The sequence below is a fragment of the Pseudarthrobacter naphthalenicus genome (assembly GCF_029076445.1).
GTDB lineage: Bacteria > Actinomycetota > Actinomycetes > Actinomycetales > Micrococcaceae > Arthrobacter > Arthrobacter naphthalenicus.
Window position 1 is genome coordinate 96,983 of the sequence record NZ_JARESG010000014.1, and the last position, 21,451, is coordinate 118,433.

The window sequence follows — 21,451 nt, forward strand, 5'->3', positions numbered from 1 at the left end:
GGGAGTTCCTTAGATGTTGAAGGCCGGTTCGAGCACTTTGGAGAAGAAGCTCCGGGTGCGGGGCTCCTGGGGGTTGGCGAAAATCTGTTCGGGGCTCCCTTGTTCCACAACCTGGCCCTCGTCCATGAACACCACGGTGTCCGCCACGTCGCGGGCGAAGCCCATCTCGTGGGTGACGATGATCAGCGTGGTGCCGGACGTGGCAAGTTCCCGGATGACGTCCAGGACCTCGTTGACCAGTTCGGGGTCAAGGGCGGAGGTGGGCTCGTCGAACAGCAGGATCTTGGGGTCCAGGGCCAGGGCGCGGGCGATGGCCACGCGCTGCTGCTGGCCGCCGGAGAGCTGGCGGGGATAGGCGCCGGCGCGCTCCTTCAGGCCCACCCGGTCCAGAAGTTCCAGGCCGCGCTTCCGGGCTTCCTCCTTCGTGCTGCGGGGTTTGTCCGTCCGGGGGGCCACCACCGGGGCCTCGGTGACGTTCTCCAGGGCGGTGAGGTGCGGGAAGAGGTTGAAGTTCTGGAACACCATGCCGATTTCGGTGCGCTGCCTCAGGATGTCCTTCTCGCGCAGCTCATGCAGCCGCCGGCCACGGACCTCATAGCCCACGAGGGTTCCGTCGATGGCGATATGACCGCCATCCACCTTTTCCAAGTGGTTGATGGTGCGCAGCAGGGTGGACTTGCCGGAGCCGGATGGGCCAACAATGACGGCAACTCCGCCCGGCTCGACCGTCAGGGTGATGCCCTTCAGTACTTCGGTGGCGCCGAACAACTTACGGACCCCGGTGATCTCCACCAGGCCGCGGGTGGCGGAGGGGACCGTTTCGGTTCGGGCCGGGGCGACGGCGGCGCTCATCTGGTGCTCCTTGCTTGGTTGGGTGCCACGGCGTGGGTGGCAAAGAATGTGCGGGCCTTCTGCAGGGGCGTCAGCGGCAGGCTCCGCACTGCGCCCTTGGAGTAGTGCCGCTCGATGTAGTACTGGAACACGCTGAGCACGGAAGTGATCACCACGTACCAGAGCGTGGCCACCAGCAGCAGCGGCAGGACCTGCTGGGTGCGGTTGTAAATGACCTGCACGGTGTAGAACAACTCCGAGTAGGCCAGGACGTAGACGATCGAGGTCCCCTTGACCAGGCCGATGATCTCGTTGAACGCGGTGGGCAGGATGGCCCGCATGGCCTGTGGCAGGACGATCCGCGTGGACCGGCGCCAGGCCGGGATGCCCAGGGCGGCCGCGGCCTCGAGCTGGCCCTGGTCCACGGAGAGGATGCCGCCGCGGATGATCTCCGCCGAGTAGGCGGCCTGGTTCAGGGTCAGGCCCAGCACTGCTGCCGCAAACTGGCTGATCAGTGTGGTGGTCTGCACCTCGAAGAAGCGGACGTCGGTGAAGGGGATGCCAAGGCTGATCTTCTCGTACAGGTAGCCCAGGTTGTACCAGAGCAGCATCTGAACCAGGAGCGGCGTGGAGCGGAAGATCCAGGAGAAGGTCCACGAGACGGATACCAGCAGCGGCGAGGCGGACAGCCGCATCAGCGCCAGGATGAAACCCAGGACGAACCCGAGGATCCCGGAAATGGCCGTGAGTTTCAGCGTCTCCAGGAGCCCATTGACCACGGACTGCGCGGTGAACCATTGCGCCACCACACCCCATTCCCAGCGCGGGTTCGTTGCCAGGGACCAGACGACGGCGGCGACGCCGAGTGCCACGGCCGCGGTTCCCACCCAACGCCAGGGGTGTTTCGAAGCCACCAGGGGGTAGCCGGAGTAGTCGGTGGCCGGCCCGCGGGCCCCCGCCCCGGGACCGACTGGCCCGGAATCCGGCTTCGCCTGTCCCGGCTCTGCCGTCGCCAGCTCTGCCGGCCGGACCACGTTTGTTGTTGAACTCATGCGCCACCTCGTTTCTGATGCGTCGGGCTGTGTTCACCGGAACGTGTTGCCCGGTGTGCTGGCTGCAAATCTAGGGGCGCCGGGAAAGGGCGGGCAAGGCGCCAGGTTGCATTGGTTCACGCGGCTTAGCGCAGCGTCATGAGTCGGTTTCTTTCGCCGTTTGACCTGCGGTGACGCGGAGTTAACCGGCATGACCAGGCCCTCGACCACCCCCGCGGGCGCTGCCTAGCATGGGCACTCAACTGCCGTTCCGGTGGCCAGCTGCCCAGCGGCCTGACTCCCGGACCAACCCCTGTCAGGAGCCCCATGCCAGCGCACGTACCTTCCGTGGTTTTCATCGGCGGCGGTCCGCGGACAGCCGGGGTGCTGGAACGCATCGCTGCCAACAAGGCAGCGCTTTTCCCGGGACGCCTGGACATCCACGTGGTGGAACCCTACGAGCCGGGATCCGGCCGGATCTGGCGCTACAACCAGCACCCGGGCCTGATGCTGAACTCCACCGCCGCGGACGTCACCATGTTTACCGACGCCTCCGTGGCATGCAGCGGGCCCGCCGTCGACGGTCCGGGACTCGCCGAGTGGGCTGCCGGGGTGACGGACGGCTCCATCACGGACGTCCCGGAGTTCCCCCTCGCCCTCCGGGAGCAGCTGCGATCCCTGACCCGGGACGCCTTTCCCACCCGGCAACTGCAGAGCCAATACCTGGAGTGGTTCTTCCGCCGCGCCGTCGCCAACCTCGGCGGGACCGTGACCGTACACCGCACCACAGCCACCGCGGTGGAGCCTGCCGCCGCCGCCCCAACGGACCGGACGTACGACGCCGGCACGCACCTCGTGCGGCTGGCGAACGGCCGGACGCTGCGCGCCGACGTCGTGGTAACTGCACTGGGGCACACAGACTCGCGGCCGGACGCCGCGTCCGCTGCCTGGTCCGGCTTTGCGGCCCGCCACGGCGGGTTCCACGCGGCGCCGAGCTACACCACCGACGTCGACTATTCAGCCCTTGCCCCCGGCCAGGACGTGATTGTTGCCGGGATGGGGCTGGCATTCGTGGACCTCCTGGTGCTGCTGATGGAGGGACGTGGCGGCCGGTTCGAGGAAACCCCCGACGGCGGGCTTCGGTACCGGGCATCCGGAAGGGAGCCGCGGCTGTGGGCGGGGTCGCGGCGGGGCGTGCCCTACCACTCCAAAATTTCCGCTGCCCTCCGCGGTGAGGCGCCCGGTGAACTGCGCTTCTTGACCGCCGACGCCGTGGGCACGCTGCTGGAGCGCCACAGCGAGCTGGATTTCGGAACGCAGCTGTGGCCGCTAATCGCCAAGGAAGCCGGGTACGAGTATTACCGGGAGCTCTTCACCGGCAGCCCGGACCGGGTCAGCACTGGCTGGGCTGAATTTTCCGCCCGCTTCGCCGAGCTGGACTGGTACAGCGCCGCCTGCAGGGAGCTGGTGGCATCAGCGGTCCCCGAGCCCGGCCTGCACCTGGACCTCGAGGCCCTGGACCGGCCGTTCGCCGGTGCGACGTTCGGCGGTTTGACCGACATTCAGGCGGCGGTGGCCCGCTACATCCAACGCGATCTCGAACTCCGGGACAGCCCTGACCACCCCGAGACCCTGGCCCTCTTTGTGGCGCTCCTGAAGGTGTACATGGAGCTTGGCCGGCTGGTCCCGGCCGATCGCCTCAACCCCCGCTCCCGGCACACCGTCCACGGCTGGTGGCACGGGTTTTTCAGCTTTGTGGACTCCGGGCCGCCGCCGCGGAGGCTGCGCGAGATGCTGGCGCTGCACCGGGCCGGGCTGCTGAATTTTCTGGGTCCGGGCCTGCAGATCACGGCGGACGAGTCCACCGGGGAGTTTGTTGCCGGCTCTGCGCAGGCCGGGTTCAGCGTCCGGGCCGGGGCGCTCATCGAAGCGCGGCTGCCGGCTACTTCCGTGGCCCGTTCGCTCAACCCGGTGCTGGCGTGGCTCCACACTTCGGGACTGGGAAGCGAACAGCAGCTGCTCACGGCGGACGGCATTTATTCGACGGGGAAGCTGCTCGTCTCGGACCGGCACGAACTGCTGGACGGGGACGGCCGCGCGCACGGCCGGCTGTTCGGCGTTGGGCCGGGAACCTCCGGCTGGGGCGCCGGTGCCTTCGCCAGGCCGAATACCAATGCGGCCCCGTTCCGCGAAAACGACGCGCTGGCCAGGAATGTCCTGGCAGTGGCAGCGGAACTGGCCTCCCCCGGCTCAGGCACCGCTTCCTCGGCCTCCACCTGCCCAACCCGGCAGGATTCACCTGCCCAACCCGCCGCCGTCGGAAAGGCATGAACAACCATGACCACCAGCAACCCTCTCCCCCCGGAGGCCCTCAGCCCGGCCGTCCTTGACCCCTCGGCGCTGAAGGTCCTGCTCCTCCCCATGCACGATCCGCGGGTCCGTCCCCTTTTGGACGAACTGGCCGTGGAGTACGACTCCCGCTACGGGGACCGCTTTGGCCGCGGTGCCGCCGCCGAGGAACTCAACCGGTACCCGGCGTCGGAATTCGAAGGGCCGGGCGGCGCCCTGCTGGTGATCCAGGAAAACGGCGGGTCCGTGGCGGGCGGCGCCTTCCGCCGGTACAACGCGGACACCGCGGAGTTCAAACGGATCTGGACCCACTCGTTACACCGTCGTCGCGGGCTGGCCCGCCTGGTGCTCGCGGAATTGGAGGCGCTGGCAGCCCTGCGGGGCTACCGCCGCGTCCACCTCACCACCGGCCCCCGCCAGCCCGAAGCCAAACACCTGTACCTCACCACGGGCTACGAGGCACAGTTCGACCTCGCCAGGGATCCCGAACTGATCGGGTCCCTCGCCTTCAGCAAGGATCTTCCGGCCCCGGTTCTACCAGGCCGGTAGTGCCGGCACGGGCCCCTCAACGTCAATATGCTCGGCGTCACCCCGTGCCAGCCACTGGAGCAGGCCTTCGCGGTCGGACGCCACTCGCAGCCCGCCGTCGCCAATGACCCATTCGTCCCGTTCTTCGGTCACCAGCGTCATGCCGGGGGCACCCTTGCCGCGCAGCGACCGCACCACGGCTTCGAGGGCGTTCAGCAGGGAGTCCGGATCGGCCTCCTCGATGGTCCAGGCGGTGTTGAGGTCGTGGTGATGCACCACAACTTCGGCGATCCGGAGCGCCACGATGGACGTGGCGGGAAGCGGCTTGCCGTTCAGCTGCACCTCCGTGGCGGCCAGTTCACCGCTGAGCCGCCGGGCCTGTTCGGCGAAGTTTTGGGCGGAATCCCGCACTTCCCGGATGAGCTCTTCCCGTGGCAGGGCCGCCAAAGCGGCGATCTCCGCGGCCCGGGCCTCACGGGAGGCGTACAGGGGACGCTCCTCCCCGGAGGTTGCCCAGTCGATGAGCTTTACCAGGGCGCGCCCGCTGGAGGCGACGTGGGCAATAACGTCGGCACGGGTCCACCCCTCACACAGCGAGGGAACCGCCATCTCGTCGTCGGCAAGGGATTCAACGGTGGCCAGGAACATGTCCGTCTCCCTGCCGAGGCGGGACAGGTCGGAGTGAAGGCGTGCAGGGTTGATCATTTGGCCAGCCTACCCACCGGCCGGTTTCCAGACCACCGTTCTGCGCCGCCGTTCCATACCCAGATCGTCTCGACTGAGACGCCCGGCGGCGCCGGGGGAAACTCTTCAAAAAACGGCCATTTCAGATCACCAGCATATGAATACCCCCCGGGCGGAAAGCCGGGGTTTTCCCTCATATGTTGCGCATCACACCTCTGTCAGGCTGAAGGAACTCGGAGGACGGCCCCTCGGATTCTCCCGGTGCCGCAGGCCTCCACTTAAGTCAGAGAGGACTTGGGGACTATGTCACAACCGCATGCCGTTATTGCCGAAAATCCGCAAAAGGAAACGCGCACTGCCAATTGGGTGGCCTTCATCATCTGCACCGCGCTCCTGTTCGACGGGTACGACCTCGTCATCTACGGCACCGTCCTTCCCGGGCTGCTCGCGGACCCGGGCCAGATTGGAGCGTTTGATGCAGTCACCGCCGGCCTGCTCGGCTCCTGGGCCCTGATCGGGGTCCTTGTCGGCTCCCTGGTCTGCGGCGCGGTGGGGGACTTCTTCGGCCGGCGCCGGCTGATGCTCCTGGGCATAGCCTGGTTCTCCATCGGCATGTTCGCCACAGCCTTTGCCACCAGCGTCCCCGCCTTCGGTGCCCTGCGCTTCGCAACCGGGCTCGGACTGGGCATCGTGATTGCCAGCGCCGGTGCCACCATGGCCGAATTCGCCCCGGCCGGACGCCGCCAGTTCTACAACGCAATCGTGTACTCGGGCATCCCGGCAGGCGGAGTCCTGGCCTCCATCCTGGGCATCCTGTTCCTCGACAGCATCGGCTGGCGCGGGCTTTTCATCATCGGCTCGCTGCCGCTGCTCTTCCTCCTGCCCATTGCGTGGCGCAAGCTTCCTGAATCACCGCGGTGGCTGCTGTCCCGGGGACGGGAGCAGGAGGCCCTCGCCGCAGCCCAGCGCACCGGCGTACCGCTCATCGAAGAGCGGATCATCCAGCAGGTCGGCGCCGCGCCGCAGAAGTCAGGTTTTGCCGCAGTGTTTTCCCGCCAGTTCGCGGCCGCAGCCGTCCTGTTGGGCCTGATGTCTTTTTGCGGACTCCTGCTGACCTACGGCCTTAACACCTGGCTGCCCAAAATCATGGAAGGCTACGGCTACGGGCGGACCTACTCGCTGTTCTTCCCGCTGGCATTGAACCTCGGCGCCGTGGCGGGCGGCCTGCTGGCCTCCCGCCTGGCGGACAAGAGCGGACCCCAGCGGGTCATCGCCGCCACCTTCGCGCTGGCAACCATCTCCCTGGCCCTGATGACTTTCAGTTTTCCGCTGCCGCTGCTTTTTGTCTTTATTGCCCTGGCAGGCGTCGGCACGCTGGGAACCCAGGTGCTGATCTACGGGTTCCAGTCCAACTACTTCACCACCAATGCCCGGGCGGCAGGCGTGGCCTGGTGTGCAAGCGTGGGCCGGCTGGGAGGAGTGCTCGGTCCCATCATCGGAGGCTGGCTGGCCGCCGCCGGGATCGGCGGATCCACTGCCTTCTACATCTACGGGGCCGTCGCCCTGGTGGGCGCCGTGGTCACCGTGCTGGTTCCCCGCCAACGCAAGCTGGAGGAAGCCGAACACAAGGTGGAGGAAATCGCGGAAAGCAGGACAGAGGACAGCGTCCGGGCCGGTCAGCCCACCTAGTCCAGCCGGCCAGTCCCGTCTCATTACGTGGCTAAAGTAACCTAGTAGGGCTTATTATGGTTATTCTTTGAATCAATCATGAGGCCCGGGAACGTGGGGCCGGTCAGCGGAAGGACGGGACTGCCTTGGACATCCGCCAACTGAACTATTTCATTGCGGTTGCTGAAGAGAGGCACTTCGGCCGTGCCGCCAAGCGCCTGCATATGGCGCAGCCGCCGCTCTCGCAGCAGATCCGGCAGTTGGAGGATCAGCTTGGCGTCAAGCTGCTCAACCGGACCACCCGCAGAGTTGACCTCACGGCGGCGGGTCAGCTCCTGCTGGACCGGGGACGGCAGATCGTCAACGAGGTCGCCACGCTTCAGGCCGACGTCTACCAGGTGGGGCGGGGCGCAACGGGGGTCCTGCGGGTGGGCTTTTCGGGGTCGGCAACCTACGGCGTTATGCCCCGGATCGCCCGCCTGGCCAAACAGGTCCTGCCCGGCCTGTCCCTGGCCCTGCACGGTGAGATGCTCACGCCCTCCATGGAAGCCGGGCTCCGTGACGGCACCCTGGACGCAGCGTTGCTGCGTCCTCCGGTCGCGTCCCAGGACATCGACTACCGGACAGTGACCCGGGAGCCGCTGGTTGTGGCGCTTCCCTCGTTCAGCGCGCTGGCTGTGGATCGGCCGGTGGCCATGCACGAACTGCAGGACCAGGACTTCATCGCTTACGGGCCCGAGTCCGTGCTCTACCGCACCACCGCGGACCTTTGCCGCCAGGCGGGCTTCCAGCCGCGCATCACCCAGGTGGTGGGGGAAACCTCCACCATGTTGGCGTTCGTGGCTGCGGGCGGCGGGGTGGCCATCATGCCGTCCAGCGTGCAGGCCTTCCAGCTTGAAGGTGTGGCTTACCGGGAAATAGAGAATGTCCCCGATGTTGAACTGGCCGTCGCCTGGCTGCGCGGGCATCAATCGGCGCTGCTGCACAACTTTCTGGAGGTGGTGGTGACCGCAACTGCGGGAGCCGCGGCCCCCTCCCCCGGCCATGCGCCGCTTCCCACTGATGAAAGGCTCTCCCACTCATGAAGATCGCGGCCATTGAGGCGATTCCCTACTCGATCCCCTACCTTCATCCGCTGCACTTCGCGTCAGGGTCCGTGCACGAGGCAGACCACGTGCTGATCAGGCTTCGGACGGAAGACGGCGTAGTGGGCACCGCTGACACGCCGCCCCGCCCGTACACCTACGGTGAGACGCAGAAGTCAATCGTTGCCGTGGTGGAGGATATTTTTGCTCCGCAGCTGATCGGCGTCGACATTTTTGACCGCGAGAAGGTCCAGGAAATCCTCTACCGGACGGTGCATAACCAGACCGCCAAGGGTGCCGTGGACATCGCCTTGTGGGATGCCCTCGGCAAAACACTGGGTCAGCCGGTGACAAAACTGCTGGGCGGCTACACCGACTCGCTGCGCGTCTCCCACATGCTCGGTTTCAAGCCGGCCCAGGAGTTGCTGGCGTTGGCCCTGGAGTTCCGCGAAAGCTACGGCATCAACACTTTCAAGCTCAAGACCGGCCGCCGGCCCCTCCACCTCGACGTCGAAGCCGCCCGGGTCCTGCGTGAGGGCCTCGGCGACGAGGCTGAACTCTACATGGACGCCAACCGCGGCTGGTCGGCCAACGAGGCGGCCGAGGTCCTGCGCCGCACAGCCGACTTGGGGCTGCAGTTCCTTGAAGAGCCCGACGACGCCCGGGAGGTCCTGGGCCGCCGTCGCCTCGTCACGAACTCCCCCATCCCCATCGCCGCAGACGAATCGGCCGCCAACCTTGGCGAGGCCGCACGGGAAATCCTCACCGGCGGCGCCAACCTGCTGGCCGTAAAAACCGCCCGTTCAGGCTTCACCGAGGGGGCCAAGATCGTGGGGATGGCCGAGGGCATGGGCGTCGATGTTTACATCGGCAACCAGATCGACACCCAGGTGGGCACGGCGGCCTCGGTGACCTTCGGCGCCGCGTTCGCCCACACGGCCAAACGGGCGGCGGAACTTTCCAACTTCCTGGACATGACCGACGACCTGCTGGCCGAACCCCTGGCCATCACCGGCGGACGCATCCGTGTTCCTGAGGGCCCCGGGGTGGGCACCGCTGTTGATGAGGACAAGCTCGCCCTGTACCGCACCGACCGATAACCGCTTTTTTCGCCAGCAACCGCTTTTCTGAAAGGACATTCATGAAATTCCTGGTCCACATGGACGTAAACCTGCCCGCCGACCTGCCCGCGGACGAAGCCGCAGAGCTCAAGGCTACGGAGAAGGCCTACTCACAGGAGCTGCAGCGTTCCGGCAAATGGCCGGAAATCTGGCGGGTGGTGGGCGAGTACGCCAATTATTCGATCTTCGACGCCGAGTCGAACGACGAACTCCACGACATCCTGCAGAACCTGCCGCTGTTCCCGTACATGGAGATCTCGGTGGTGCCGCTCGCGAAGCACCCCTCCGACGTCAAATAGGACACACCCGGCCGGTGTTCCGGGTCAGTCCTTGGCCCGGAACACCGCGGCGAGCTCGCTGCGGGAACGGATTCCCATCTTCCGGTAGAGCCGGGTCAGGTGGTACTGCACCGTCTTCTCCGCGAGGAACAATGCCCGGGCCGCCTCTTTGTTGGTGGCGCCCCCCGCCACCAGTTCGGCCACCGCCCGTTCCTGCGCGGTGAGCTGGAGGTGGTGGTCACTGGCGGCTGTCAGCACCGGGTCGGCGGGGTCCGGGATGTTCCCGACGTCGAGCCCTGTCGCCTTGAGCTCGCGGTCGCAGCGTTCCACGTACGTGGCAGCCCCCAGGGTGTCATAGAGGTCACGGGCTGCGCGCAGGACGGTTGAGGCCAACCGCCGTTTGCCTGCCCGGCGCATGCTCTGGCCGAACGCAAAACTGATCCGGGCGCGCAGATACGGCCTGTTGAGCCCCCTCAGGTGCCCCAGGGACGCCTCGAAATGCTCCCTGGCGGTGTCCGGGTCTCCCTGCGCGGCCACCAGCCGGCCCCTGGCCCAGGCCATCCGCGCCATGTCCGAGGGTATTTCCCGCTCCCGCGGCACCCGCTCGAACGACGTGAGGAACGCGTCGGCGGCGTCGAGCTGGTCGGTCATGACCAGGGCGTTGACGTACGTGTCCTGCCAGGGCCAGAAGGACACGCGGTGCTCGGTCCACGGGTCGAGCTCGGTCAGCGGCTGCAGGACAGCCAAGGCGCCTTCATAGTCCGCCCGCGCCTCGTGGAAGCGGGCGCGGGCGAGGCTCGCCGGCACCTGCATGGCGCGGTAGGTTCCGGGCTGCACCGCGGCCTGGGAAACGTAGTACCGCGCCCGTTCCCAGTCTCCGCGCATGGACCAGAGCTCGGCCGCGGTCCAGTAGAGCAGCGGGCGGATCAGCGGCATGCGCGAGGTCTCGAGGCGTACGGACGCGCGGGCCACGGTGGCTGCGGCCGCATCCCAATTGCCGAGCACCAGGTGGGTGCGGGCCAGCCACGCCTCAGCCCACAGGGAGATGCGCATCGACCCGCCCCGGTATTCGGTGGGGGCCGCCGACTCGAAGTTCACCAGGGCCGTCTCCACGTTGTCCAGGCGCAGGGCCAGCCAGCCGGCGCCCATCTGGACACGCTGTTTCTGGGCGTTCTCGGCAGCATGTTCGAACGCCCGGAGGTAGGAGGCTTCCGCCTCGGAAACCCGGCCTTGGGCGTACAGGCCCAGGCCGTAAATGGCCTCCGATTCAATGTGGGCGGGGGTGTCGGGCTGCGTAAGCTCCATGGCCCGTTCGGCCCAGGTGGTGATCATCGGGCCGTCCCAGGACGCGACCCCGTGCAGGACGAAGCGCTGCGCCACCTGCGCGGCGGCAGAAGGATCATGTTCGGGGTTGGAGGTGCGCCAGGCCATCTCCAACTGTGACTGCGCGCTGTCGTTCTGCCCGGATGCGGTGGAGAGGTAACCCAGGACGGAGGAGCGCAGCGGCGACGGCGGCAAGGCGTCCACTGCCGCGGTCCACATCTGGGCCTGGGAAATGTTGCCGGAGCCCACCAGGGCATCCACGGCCCGAAGGAGCCTGTCATTCCGGGAGCGGATGTCCCGGGAAAGCCTGGACGCGGAGAACAGCGCCGTTGAGGCGTCCTGCCACGCGCCCACCCGGGCCTGGCGCCGCGCATAGTCCTCCAGCTCGTCCGCCAGGGATTCGTCCGCGCCGGGCGTGGCGGCGACCCGGTGGCCCAGCCGTTCGCCCTCAGCCTGCACCGCCTCAGCCGCCCGCCGGTGAAGCGCGATCCGCCGGCTGGGAACGATCTGTTCGTAGATGGCCTCCGCGGTGCCCGGTCCGGAGAAGACGACGGCGGAACGGGCCTGGTCCACGGCCAGTCCCAACAGCCCCGCACGGTGTCCCTCGTCAAGGGCGTCCATGACCGGGCCCACCCTGCTGACCTCGGAAACCTCGGCCATGCCTGCGGCACTCCCCAGCACTGACGCGGCCTCGGCAACGGCAACCAGCTCCGGGGACGCCGCGGCCAGGACACTGCGCACCCGGGCACGCACCCGGGACGTCGGAGGCAGGGAGGGGAACCAGGTCTGCCAGGTTTCCGCCGGGAGCTCCTGGAGCAGTTCCACCACCGGCTGGGCGAGCCCGCCGGTGTGCTGCACCAGGCCGTGCGCCGCCGTCGGGCTCAGATCGATGCCGAGCATCCGCCTGGCGAGATCCTGCACCTGCGCCGGGGTGAGCGGATCCAGCGGGATGGTGGTCACCTGGTGGCCGGTCAGGAAGTCCAGCGTTCCGGCGGGGACGCGTAGGGCGTCGTCCGGGTTGAGGGTGAGCACAAACAGGATCCGTTTGCCGTGCAGCCGGCGCATCACGAACGTGAGGATGCGCAGGCTTTCGACGTCGAGTCGGTGAACGTCATCGACGGCCACCACCACGCTGCCATGGGACTGAAGCCCCGCCAGGTGGGTGCTGAGCGTGGATGCGTAATTAACCACCTGCGCCGGGGTGAGTGCCGGGAGGGGGCCTGCGGGCAGGGCAGGGCCGCCGTCGTAATCCTTGGGCGAACGCAGCGGCGCCGTAAGCATCAGCTGCGAGTAGCCGGCGAGGGGAAACTGCGCCTCCCACTCATCCCCCATGGCGGACAGCACCCGGACACCGCGGGCACCCGTGCGGCAGTGTTCCAGAAAAAGGTCCAGGACGGCGGTCTTGCCGGCTCCGGCGGGACCGGAGATCACGACAGCACGTACGTTGCCCTTGCGGACGGTCCGGAAAATCTCCAGCAGCTCCGCGAAGACCCCCGCCCGGCCAACAAGCGGCAAGTCCTCCGCCATGTCACCGTGTGTGGAGGCCGACGTCATGGCCGCAACTCTACCGGAGAGGCCCTGCCGGGCCCGGCGGCGGCCATCGATCACGGGTGCGCTCAGCCCAGGTCCCCGCCGGCGACCGGAAGGACGCTTCCGGTGACATAGGACGCTTCATCTGATCCGAGGAACACGATGGGTGCGGCCTGTTCGTCCAATGTCCCGTACCGCTTCATAAAGGATGAGTCCACGGTCTGGTCAACGATCACCTGGTACCAGGCCTTCTCCGTGGGGGATTCGGCCTCCGGACCCCGCTTAACCCTGCGGGGCGGCGCCTCGGTGCCCCCGGGGGCTGCGGCCACCACGCGGATTCCGCGGCCGCCCACCTCCATCGCCAGGGACTGGGTCAGGGCGTTGACCCCGCCTTTGGCTGCCGCATACGGAACACGGTGCATGCCGCGGGTGGCCACCGAGGAGACGTTGACGATGGTGCCCGAACCCTGCTCCAGCATGGCCGGCAGCACTGCCCGGCAGGTCCAGAGGGTGGGGAAGAGCGAGCGGCGGATCTCTTTCTCGATCCTGTCCTCGTCATACTCCTCGTAGGGGCGGGCCCAGATGGTCCCGCCCACGTTATTAACCAGCACGTCAACGCGGCCGTGGGCGGCGAGCGCCGCGTCCACTGCCTGCTGTGCACCGGCGAACGTCTCCAGGTCCGCAGTCACGGAAGTGGCCGAGCCTCCTGAACCGGAAGCCTGCGCGGCCTCCTGGATCCCTTGCGCCACCTCATGGACCAGTTCGGCCCGGTCCACCAGGACGACGGCGCCGCCCTCGGCTCCGATCCGTTCGGCCACTTTCTGCCCGATTCCCTGGGCGGAACCGGTCACCAGCACCACCTTGCCGGCGTACCGGCCGGGGGTAACGAACTGGCCGGAATAAGGAGTCGCCATCAGTTGCCGGCCTTGGCGTCGATCGCTCCGGCCATGGTTTCTTTGGCATCGTGTGCGTGGGCCATGATGACCTCCCGCACCCGCGCCTTGTCCTGACGCTCAAAGGCGTCAACCACATCAAGGTGGTCCTGGGTCACCCGCTCGAAGATGGCGGTTCCCGCTTCGAAGGCCGCGGCCATCTGCGCGTGGACGTCCAGGCGGCGGTAGGACTCAAGCAGCATGGGGTTGTCGCAGACCACAAACAGGTATTCGTGGAACTCCTCATTGGTCCGCGCGAATTCCTCCGGTTCCTGGACGGCCCCGGCAGCCACAGAGCACGTGGTGGCCTCCGCCAGCCGCCGGAACTGCTGCAACTGCTCCTCGCTGAGGCGGCCCAGCATCAGTTCGCTCACTGCGAGCTCGAGGCCCATGCGCGCATCCAGCTGGGCGAAGCTGTCCTCCTTGCGGAAATCCAGCCGGCCGGTTTCCAGGGAGGAGACCGCCTCGCTGCGGCTCATCGTGTCGCCCTCGGCTTCGATCTTCGCTGCCGCTGCGGGCGCGCCTGTTTCGGCGTCACCGCCGGTGGTTTCCTTGGGGGCAAAACGCTCGAAGTAGAAGTTGGCGGGCTCGATGCCCTCAGAATCCAGCCACTTCGACACGGCGTTCACCATGGGGGGCGGGCCGCACAGGTAGATGTCGACGTCGCCGTCGTTCAGGTGCTTTGGCTCGATGATCTGGGTGACATAGCCCGTGTGCGGAGCCGACGTCCCCGGTTCGGAGGCAATGTAGTCCCACGTGAAGGCGGGCAGTTTCGCCTCGTACTCGCGCAACCAGTCCAGGCCAACAATGTCCGCCTCACGGGTCAGGCCGTAGATCAGGTGGACCGGCGCCGACGGCGGATTCTCGGTGAGCTTCTCGAGGATGGACAGGAGCGGGGCCAGGCCCGTTCCGCCTGCCAGCAGGAGCAGGGGCCGCTTGGGCTCACGCAGGAAGAAGGAGCCGTAAGGACCCGTGAACTCGATGGTGTCACCCACCGCAGCCCTGTCGCGCAGGTATTCGGACATGGCGCCCTGCGGCGTCACCCGCACCATAAAGGAAGCATCCTGCACCTCGGGGCCGCTGCTGAATGAATAGGAGCGCTCGGCGTCCGTCCCGGGGACCTTGATGTTGACGTACTGGCCGGGCAGGAACGCCAGGCCGTCCCGGTTCTCCGCCTTCAACGTGAAGGAAACCGTCGACTCCGAATGCTTGTTGAGCTCCGTCATGGTGGACGTGAAGGTGGTTGCCGAGGTTTTCGCGGACTCTGACGTGGCAGGGATCTGGATGGCCAGGTCCGATTCCGGCACCGCCTGGCAGGTGAGCATATAGCCCTTTTCCAGCTCATCCTCTGTCATGGCATCGTCAATGAAGTCGCCCGGATCGAAGGAACCGGAATCGCAAAAGGCCTTGCAGGTTCCGCACGCCCCGTCCCGGCAGTCCGACGGAATGTTGATACGTGCCTTGTACGCGGCATCCATCACGGTCTCGTAGTCGCCGACCTTGATGACCTTGGTGACGCCATCCTCGAAGCTGAGGGCTACTTTGTGGCCCATGGTTTCCTCCTGGTTGGGACGCGTCGATGCGGCCCGGGTAAGTGCGGATGTGCCCGGCGGGCACGGATTGTGAAACGGCCTCAGCCGGTGCCGGCTTCAGGCCGGGCACCGGCGGGAGCCGTCAGATCATGTAGACGTCCACAACGTGGTGGATGTAGTCGTTCTTGAGGACGACCTTCTTTTTCATGATGACCGGCTCTGCGCCGGCGAGGTCGATCGTGTAGTGGCTGGTCCCGAAGTACGTGTCCGTGGTGTTGTACCGGAAGTAGAGCGTGAACCAGTTGAAGCGCACCTTTACCTGGTTGCCGTCGCGCTCCATGATTTCGACGTCGGTGATGTTGTGCCCGGTGCGGGGTTCCGGCAGGGAGGTGGCCGAGGACCGGTCCGTCTTGATCCGGAAGACGCGGTCCTCGATGCCGCCGCGGTTGTCATAGTAAATGAGCGAGATCTCGTTCTGCGGGTCCTCGGTCAGCCGGTCATCGACGTCCCAGGCGGGCATCCAGAACTCGGAGTCCGGGTGGTAGCACTGAAGCCACTCATCGAACTGGCGGTCATCCAGCAGGCGGGCCTCCTTGTAGAGGAAGGCACGGACGGTTTCGAGGGTGGCAATCTCCTCGGCGCTCTTGAGCGCGGCAGCGGGCATCGTCAGGTTGGTCATGGGTTCTGCACTCTCTTTGGTTCCACGTGGACGGGGGTCAGGCGGTGACTGGAACGGCGTCCAGCGCGGAGGTCTCTTCCTCCGCCAGGGCCCGGTCCATGACTTCCTTCCAGTACCCGTGCTGAATGGGGTACAGCCCCTCGTCCTCGGTGCGCACCCCGGAGGCGATGACCCTGGTCATGCCCAGTGCCTGGGCCTGCTCGTCAGGACCGGCGATCTCGTGGGTGGAACCGCGGGTCATGTCGTTCCAGGGCGCCGAGGTGGCCCAGTAGGTCTTGTTGCAGGACCGGAACTCTTCGAGGTCATCGGGGGTGGCCATGCCGGTGGCGTTGAAGAAGTCCTCATACTGACGGATCCGCTTGGACCGGTTCTCCTGCGATTCACCCTTGGGCGCGATGCAGTAGATGGTCACCTCGGTCTGGTCAGCCGAGATGGGCCGGAAGTGGCGGATCTGCGAGGAGAACTGGTCCATGATGTAGACATTCGGGTACAGGCAGAGGTTCCGGGAGATGTTGATCATGAAGTTGGCCATCTCTTCGCCATACTTCGTCACGAGTTCATCCCGCCGGTCCCACAGCGGCCGGTCCTCCGGGTTGGTCCATTCCTGCCACAGCAGCAGGTGCCCGTGGTCGTACGAATAGAAACCGCCCTTGACCTTGCCCCATTTGCCGGCGTCCATGGCCTTGGTCTTGTTGGCAGAGTCACCGGCGGTGCGGCGGGCCGTGGTGGCAGCGTAGTTCCAGTGCACGGCCGTGACATGGTAGCCGTCCGCCCCGTTCTCTGCCTGCACCTTCCAGTTGCCGTCGTAGGTGTAGGTCGAGGCCCCGCGAAGCACCTCGAGGCCTTCCGGGGACTGGTCCACGATGGAGTCGATCACCTTGGTGGCATTACCCAGGTGTTCTTCGAGCGGGAGCACGTCCGCCTTCAGGGAGCCGAAGAGGAAACCGCGGTAGGACTCGAAGCGGGCCACTTTGGTGAGGTCATGGGAGCCTTCTTTGTTGAAGGTCTCCGGGTAGCCCGCGTTGCGTGAGTCCTTGACCTTCAGCAGCTCGCCGGAGTTCTTGAACGTCCAGCCGTGGAACGGGCACGTGAACGTGGTGCGGTTGTCCGTCTTGCGGCGGCACAGCATGGCACCGCGGTGGGAGCAGGCGTTGACGAGGCAGTTAAGTTGTTCGTCCTTGTCGCGGGTGATCATCACCGGCGTGCGGCCGATGTTGGTGGTGAAGTAGTCCCCCACGTTGGGGATCTGGGATTCGTGGGCGAGATAAACCCAGTTGCCCTCGAAGATGTGCTTCATCTCCAGTTCGAAGATCTCTTCATCGGTGAAAATTTCGCGCTTGGCACGGATGACGCCGTTCTCACGGTCGTCGATAACGGCGTCGGCAAGGACGTCGCGGACGTGGGCCAGGTTCTCGGTCATGGCGTACTCCTTCATTGGAGGGTGCTGGACGGATGAGCGGGAGGTCCGGGCCAACCCGCGGTGCCCAGGGGGACGTTGTCACGTCAGTCTTCCCTACCGTGATCGCTCTCACATCAGGCAAACCCCTAGGTTCGGCCAAGGGTGTCTTTATGTCTGGTTAATGACAGAAAACAGGCCAAATCGATATTTGTAGCGTCCTGATTTCGCGCCTACGATGAGACGGACATCACGCGAGCTGCGTCGCCACAGGTTCAGATCCTGCCCCGCCGGTTCGCAGCGGGTACAGGACCAGTTCCTGCCCCCTATTCAAAGAGGAGTATGGACATCACCATGACCGAGACCCAAGCAGAAACCCGTAAAGAAGACGAAGGCACCGCAGTAGAAGCCGGCTCCAAGGCCACCGAACGCTTCAACGCCTCGGGCAAGCTCTCCCACCTGGATGTGCCGAAGGAGAGGGTGAGCCTGCTGGCGGGGGCCCTCATCAAGGCCGCCAACGACATCGTCGAAGAGCACCAGGTCACTTACGAGGAATACAACGCACTCAAGGCGTGGCTCATCAAGGTGGGAACCGACGGCGAATGGCCGCTGTTCCTCGACGTATGGCTGGAGCATTCTGTGGAGGACGTCAACTCCCAGGACCGCCCCGGCACCGTGGGGACCATCGAGGGGCCCTACTACGTCCCCGGCTCCCCGGTACTCCAGACCCCTGCAACCGTGGAAATGCGTGCGGACGAGGAAGGCACCCCGCTGCGCTTCAGCGGCCGATTCACGGACACCGACGGCAACCCGATCCAGAACGCCCAGGTGGAAATCTGGCATGCGGACAGCGCCGGGTTCTATTCCCAGTACGCCCCGGGCCTGCCCGACTGGCTCCTCCGGGGCACGATCAAGGCAGACGACGACGGCCGCTTCGAAATCAACACCATGCGCCCGGCGCCCTACCAAATTCCTATGGACGGGGCCTGCGGGCAGTTGATCGACGCCGCGGGCTGGCACGCCTGGCGCCCGGCGCACATCCACATCAAGGTCTCCGCGCCCGGCTTCCAGCCCGTAACCCAGCAGCTGTACTTCCCCGGCGACCCGCACAACGCGGACGACATTGCTTCGGCAGTCAAGCCTGAACTGATGCTGGACCCGAAGCCGCGCACCGACGGCGGCTCCGGTGAAGAAGTGGTCTACGACTACGTCCTCGCCAAAGAAGGCCAGCACAAGTAAGAGCCACCGCTGACAAGCGGGGCCGGCGCCCTCGGCCCCGGCCCCGAAGGCGCCCCGGAGTGCAGACTCCGGGGCGCCTGTATTTTTTGCCGCCGTTGCCAGGAGCCAGAATGCAGTCATCCCGTCCGGTCCCGCCCGCCGCTCCCCAGGCGGACACCCCTGCACCCTGCTTGTCCCCGCCACTGCTGGAACGCCCCGGCGTCCGGCCTGCAGGCCTGCGCCAGGTCTTCCGTGATGTGGGCCTTCCTTATGTTTCCAACGGGGTGATCGGCCTCATCTTCTCCGCGTCAGGCCCCATCGCCGTCACGCTGGCAGTGGGAGCGGCGGGGGGCCTTACCGAGGCCCAGCTCGCATCCTGGGTGTTTGGCATCCTTTTCTCAGGCGGGGCCGCCACCTTGGTGATGTCCCTGCTGTATCGGCAGCCTCTGGGCTTCGCCTGGTCCATTCCCGGTACGGTGCTCCTGGGGCCGTCCCTTCAGCATCTGTCCTTCGCGGAAGTGGTGGGAGCCTTCTTCACCTCCGGTGTGCTGGTCCTGGCGCTGGGCGCCTCCGGGGTCGTGCGGCGCATTATGGCAGCGGTTCCAATGCCGATAGTCATGGCCATGGTTGCCGCCGTATTCCTCAAGTTCGGCACTGATATCGTCTCCTCCACCCAGGCGAACCCCGTCGTGGCCGGGCCCATGGTGGTTGCCTTCCTGGTCCTTACGGCGGTGCCGGCCCTCGGCCGGTTCCTGCCACCGGTGCTGGGCACCCTGGTGGTGGGGTGCCTCGCCGTGGCGGCAAGCGGTCAGTTTTCCTTCCACGCGGGCGGCCCGGTTCTGGCGGCGCCGGTCTTCACCGCACCCGAGTTCACGTGGGCTGCCCAGCTCGAACTCGTGGTTCCGTTGGCCCTCACCGTGTTGTTCGTTCAAAATGGCCAAGGCATCGCCGTGCTCCGTGCCGCGGGGCATAACCCGCCGGTAAACGTCTTCGCCATCGTTTCGGGCGCGTTTTCGTTGTTCAACGCGGGCTGCGGCGCCGTCTCAGCCTGTGTTACCGGCCCGACCAACGCGCTCATGACGTCATCGGGAGCCAAAGAACGCCAGTACACGGCCGCCGTGGTGTTCGGTGTCCTGGCCATGATCTGCGCGCTGCTGGCTCCCGCCCTCACCAGGCTCATGCTCGCCACGCCCACGGAATTTATTCTTGCCCTCGGCGGCATCGCCATGCTCCGGGCCCTCCAGCAGGCGTTTGTCACCGCCTTTGCCACCACGTTCACCCTGGGTTCTTTGGTGACGTTCGTGGTGACCATGTCCGGCATGAGCCTTTTCAACATTCATCCCGCGTTCTGGGGCCTTGTCATCGGCTACGCGGTTTCCCGGGTGCTTGAGCACGCGGACCATGCCGGCGCTGACACCGGGCTGAAAAGCGGTACGTCTACACCCCATCTGAAGGCCCCGGCCAACTAAGCTAGCGGCATGGCCAACAAAACCACTGCAGAAAAGCTTGCCACCATCCAGAAGGGCTACACCCTGGAAGGTGCCACCATCGAGCTGGGCGCCGCCATTGTTGACGGCGAGCTTCACAAGGAAGCGCAGGTCCGGCTGCCGCTGGCCATGATGAACAGGCATGGGCTGGTGGCCGGCGCCACCGGCACCGGCAAGACCGTCACGCTGCACATGATGGCAGAGCAGCTGTCCACGGCCGGCGTTCCCGTCTTCCTGGCCGACATCAAGGGTGATCTCTCCGGACTCGCAACCGCCGCGGCAGGCAGCGACAAACTGAAGGCACGCACAGACAGCATCGGCCAGGCGTGGGCTGGCAAGACCTACCCCGTGGAGTTCCTGGCACTGGGCGGTGACGGGAACGGCATTCCGGTCCGGGCCACCATCACCTCGTTCGGGCCTATCCTGCTGTCCCGCGTGATGGAACTCAACGACACCCAGGAATCCAGCCTGCAGCTCGTCTTCCACTTTGCGGACAAGAACAACCTCGAACTGATCGACCTCAAGGACCTCCGCGCGGTCATCCAGTTCCTCACCTCGGACGAAGGCAAGGACGAGCTGGAGGAACTGGGCGGCCTCTCCAAGGCAACGGCCGGCGTCATCCTGCGCGAACTGGTGAACCTGGAGGCCCAGGGCCTGGAAAAGTTCTTCGGCGAACCCGAGTTCGATACCGCCGAACTTCTCCGGACGGCTCCGGACGGCCGCGGCGTGGTCACCTGCCTGGAACTCCCCACGCTGCAGACCAAGCCGATGCTGTTCTCGACCTTCCTGATGTGGCTGCTGGCCGACCTGTTCGAAGACCTGCCTGAGGCCGGCGATCTGGACAAGCCCAAGCTGGTGTTCTTCCTGGATGAGGCCCATCTGCTTTTCAACGGCGCGTCCAAGGCCTTCCTGAGCGCCATCACCACCACCGTCCGGCTGATCAGGTCCAAGGGCGTGGGAATCTTCTTCGTCACCCAGACCCCCAAAGACGTGCCCGCAGACGTCCTGGGCCAGTTGGCCAACCGGATCCAGCACGCCCTTCGTGCGTTCACCCCGGAGGACGCCAAAGCCCTCAAAGCCACGGTCTCCACCTTCCCGGTCAGCGACTATGACCTCGAGGAAACACTCACGTCCGCGGGGATCGGCGAAGCGGTCATCACGGTCATGAACGAAAAAGGCGCCCCCACGCCGGTGGCCCTCACCCGGCTGCGCGCCCCGGAATCGGTCATGGGACCCAGCACCGAGGACCTCGTCAAGAGCAGTGTGGCCGGATCGGCGCTGCTGGCCAAATACGGCACCGCGGTGGACAACATCTCCGCCTACGAAAAGCTCACCGGTAAGGGTGCCGCGCCCACGGGCGAAGCCGCTCCCGGCGAGCCGCCCGTCCCCGGCAGCACCGAATCCGGCAGTGCCGGCCAGGCAGGTGGCAGCCAGGCCGATGTCGATGCCGAGGCCCGGCGGATCGAGGAGGAGATCCTGGGCCGGCCCAGCAGCCGGTCCGTTCCTGTTCCGGACCGTGCCCCTGAGCGGGCACGGGCACCCCGCGCCCCCGAACCTGCACCTGCCGGCGGCGGGATTGCCGGCGAGCTCGCGGGTGCCCTCGGCGGGGCATTGGGCGGCGGACTCAAGAGCATGGTGCGGTCCATGGGAACGCAGCTCGGCCGCGAGCTGCTGCGCGGCGTGTTCGGCACCTCGTCCCGGCGCCGCCGATAGGCCAGACCGGACGATGCCCCGCGCGCCGATCGCCCGCCGTCGGACGCTAACAAAGCTGTTACGCTG

Annotated in this window: 17 protein-coding genes; 9 read left to right on the top strand and 8 right to left on the bottom strand. The window is 66.3% G+C overall.

All coding sequences use genetic code 11. The features are described from left to right. Positions 1–9: 9 nt before the first annotated feature. Both PY310_RS14590 and PY310_RS14595 read right to left on the bottom strand, forming a co-directional pair. A complete protein-coding gene (locus tag PY310_RS14590) occupies positions 10–852 on the bottom strand; it encodes an amino acid ABC transporter ATP-binding protein (RefSeq protein WP_275215189.1) in 843 nt (280 codons plus the stop codon). Further along, entirely contained in the window at positions 849–1,883 is a 1,035-nt protein-coding gene (locus PY310_RS14595; RefSeq protein WP_275215190.1) for an amino acid ABC transporter permease, read from the bottom strand. Before PY310_RS14595 ends, PY310_RS14590 begins: the two co-directional genes overlap by 4 nt. Positions 1,884–2,189: 306 nt before the next feature. On the opposite strand from PY310_RS14595, the gene PY310_RS14600 reads away from it, so the two are divergent. Together PY310_RS14600 and PY310_RS14605 are read left to right on the top strand one after the other, a co-directional pair. Then, positions 2,190–4,193, top strand: coding sequence for an FAD/NAD(P)-binding protein (locus PY310_RS14600; protein ID WP_275215191.1), 2,004 nt, complete (start codon positions 2,190–2,192; stop codon positions 4,191–4,193). 6 nt (positions 4,194–4,199) lie between these two features. Beyond that, a complete protein-coding gene (locus PY310_RS14605) occupies positions 4,200–4,760 on the top strand; it encodes a GNAT family N-acetyltransferase (RefSeq protein WP_275215192.1) in 561 nt (186 codons plus the stop codon). Here PY310_RS14605 and PY310_RS14610 read toward each other — a convergent pair. Next, positions 4,746–5,444, bottom strand: a complete 699-nt coding sequence (locus PY310_RS14610; protein WP_275215193.1) for a maleylpyruvate isomerase family mycothiol-dependent enzyme — start codon at positions 5,442–5,444, stop codon at positions 4,746–4,748. The two genes, PY310_RS14605 and PY310_RS14610, sit on opposite strands and share 15 nt — an antisense overlap. Before the next feature lie 282 nt (positions 5,445–5,726). On the opposite strand from PY310_RS14610, the gene PY310_RS14615 reads away from it, so the two are divergent. From PY310_RS14615 to catC, 4 genes are all read left to right on the top strand, one after another. Further along, positions 5,727–7,112 (top strand): MFS transporter, encoded by a 1,386-nt coding sequence (locus tag PY310_RS14615; protein ID WP_275215194.1) that lies wholly within the window; start codon positions 5,727–5,729, stop codon positions 7,110–7,112. 125 nt (positions 7,113–7,237) lie between these two features. Continuing rightward, positions 7,238–8,176, top strand: coding sequence for a LysR substrate-binding domain-containing protein (locus PY310_RS14620; protein ID WP_275215195.1), 939 nt, complete (start codon positions 7,238–7,240; stop codon positions 8,174–8,176). Continuing rightward, entirely contained in the window at positions 8,173–9,276 is a 1,104-nt protein-coding gene (locus PY310_RS14625; RefSeq protein WP_275215196.1) for a mandelate racemase/muconate lactonizing enzyme family protein, read from the top strand. The genes PY310_RS14620 and PY310_RS14625 overlap by 4 nt, the downstream gene beginning before the upstream one ends. A gap of 41 nt (positions 9,277–9,317) precedes the next feature. Beyond that, positions 9,318–9,596, top strand: coding sequence for a muconolactone Delta-isomerase (gene catC / locus PY310_RS14630; RefSeq protein WP_275215197.1), 279 nt, complete (start codon positions 9,318–9,320; stop codon positions 9,594–9,596). 24 nt (positions 9,597–9,620) lie between these two features. Here the strand turns inward: catC and PY310_RS14635 are convergent, their stop codons facing one another. From PY310_RS14635 to benA, 5 genes are all read right to left on the bottom strand, one after another. After that, positions 9,621–12,452, bottom strand: a complete 2,832-nt coding sequence (locus PY310_RS14635; RefSeq protein WP_275215198.1) for an ATP-binding protein — start codon at positions 12,450–12,452, stop codon at positions 9,621–9,623. Between the two features lie 62 nt (positions 12,453–12,514). After that, a complete protein-coding gene (locus PY310_RS14640) occupies positions 12,515–13,342 on the bottom strand; it encodes a 1,6-dihydroxycyclohexa-2,4-diene-1-carboxylate dehydrogenase (RefSeq protein WP_275215199.1) in 828 nt (275 codons plus the stop codon). Next, on the bottom strand, positions 13,342–14,913 hold the full coding sequence (gene benC / locus PY310_RS14645) for a benzoate 1,2-dioxygenase electron transfer component BenC (protein WP_275215200.1): 1,572 nt from the start codon (positions 14,911–14,913) through the stop codon (positions 13,342–13,344). The genes PY310_RS14640 and benC overlap by 1 nt, the downstream gene beginning before the upstream one ends. Before the next feature lie 121 nt (positions 14,914–15,034). Further along, on the bottom strand, positions 15,035–15,571 hold the full coding sequence (benB, locus tag PY310_RS14650; RefSeq protein WP_275215201.1) for a benzoate 1,2-dioxygenase small subunit: 537 nt from the start codon (positions 15,569–15,571) through the stop codon (positions 15,035–15,037). Between the two features lie 37 nt (positions 15,572–15,608). Further along, a complete protein-coding gene (gene benA, locus PY310_RS14655; RefSeq protein WP_275215202.1) occupies positions 15,609–16,991 on the bottom strand; it encodes a benzoate 1,2-dioxygenase large subunit in 1,383 nt (460 codons plus the stop codon). Between the two features lie 318 nt (positions 16,992–17,309). Here benA and catA point away from each other — a divergent pair, with 318 nt between their 5' ends. The 3 genes from catA (at position 17,310) to PY310_RS14670 (ending at position 21,385) form a co-directional block, all read left to right on the top strand. Further along, positions 17,310–18,206: a catechol 1,2-dioxygenase gene (catA, locus tag PY310_RS14660; RefSeq protein WP_275215203.1), complete on the top strand. Its 897-nt coding sequence runs from the start codon at positions 17,310–17,312 to the stop codon at positions 18,204–18,206. A 110-nt stretch (positions 18,207–18,316) separates the two neighbouring features. Further along, positions 18,317–19,654: a benzoate/H(+) symporter BenE family transporter gene (locus PY310_RS14665; RefSeq protein ID WP_275215204.1), complete on the top strand. Its 1,338-nt coding sequence runs from the start codon at positions 18,317–18,319 to the stop codon at positions 19,652–19,654. Positions 19,655–19,663: 9 nt separating this feature from the next. After that, a complete protein-coding gene (locus tag PY310_RS14670) occupies positions 19,664–21,385 on the top strand; it encodes a helicase HerA-like domain-containing protein (protein WP_275215205.1) in 1,722 nt (573 codons plus the stop codon). The last annotated feature ends 66 nt before the right edge of the window (positions 21,386–21,451 follow it).

Excerpts from the sequence above, each read along its gene's own strand:
- PY310_RS14590 (WP_275215189.1), bottom strand. The coding sequence starts at position 852 with ATGAGCGCCGCCGTCGCCCCGGCCCGAACCGAAACGGTCCCCTCCGCC.
- PY310_RS14595 (WP_275215190.1), bottom strand. The coding sequence starts at position 1,883 with ATGAGTTCAACAACAAACGTGGTCCGGCCGGCAGAGCTGGCGACGGCA.
- PY310_RS14600 (WP_275215191.1), top strand. The coding sequence starts at position 2,190 with ATGCCAGCGCACGTACCTTCCGTGGTTTTCATCGGCGGCGGTCCGCGG.
- PY310_RS14605 (WP_275215192.1), top strand. The coding sequence starts at position 4,200 with ATGACCACCAGCAACCCTCTCCCCCCGGAGGCCCTCAGCCCGGCCGTC.
- PY310_RS14610 (WP_275215193.1), bottom strand. The coding sequence starts at position 5,444 with ATGATCAACCCTGCACGCCTTCACTCCGACCTGTCCCGCCTCGGCAGG.
- PY310_RS14615 (WP_275215194.1), top strand. The coding sequence starts at position 5,727 with ATGTCACAACCGCATGCCGTTATTGCCGAAAATCCGCAAAAGGAAACG.
- PY310_RS14625 (WP_275215196.1), top strand. The coding sequence starts at position 8,173 with ATGAAGATCGCGGCCATTGAGGCGATTCCCTACTCGATCCCCTACCTT.
- catC (WP_275215197.1), top strand. The coding sequence starts at position 9,318 with ATGAAATTCCTGGTCCACATGGACGTAAACCTGCCCGCCGACCTGCCC.
- PY310_RS14635 (WP_275215198.1), bottom strand. The coding sequence starts at position 12,452 with ATGACGTCGGCCTCCACACACGGTGACATGGCGGAGGACTTGCCGCTT.
- PY310_RS14640 (WP_275215199.1), bottom strand. The coding sequence starts at position 13,342 with ATGGCGACTCCTTATTCCGGCCAGTTCGTTACCCCCGGCCGGTACGCC.
- benC (WP_275215200.1), bottom strand. The coding sequence starts at position 14,913 with ATGGGCCACAAAGTAGCCCTCAGCTTCGAGGATGGCGTCACCAAGGTC.
- benB (WP_275215201.1), bottom strand. The coding sequence starts at position 15,571 with ATGACCAACCTGACGATGCCCGCTGCCGCGCTCAAGAGCGCCGAGGAG.
- benA (WP_275215202.1), bottom strand. The coding sequence starts at position 16,991 with ATGACCGAGAACCTGGCCCACGTCCGCGACGTCCTTGCCGACGCCGTT.
- catA (WP_275215203.1), top strand. The coding sequence starts at position 17,310 with ATGGACATCACCATGACCGAGACCCAAGCAGAAACCCGTAAAGAAGAC.
- PY310_RS14665 (WP_275215204.1), top strand. The coding sequence starts at position 18,317 with ATGCAGTCATCCCGTCCGGTCCCGCCCGCCGCTCCCCAGGCGGACACC.
- PY310_RS14670 (WP_275215205.1), top strand. The coding sequence starts at position 19,664 with ATGGCCAACAAAACCACTGCAGAAAAGCTTGCCACCATCCAGAAGGGC.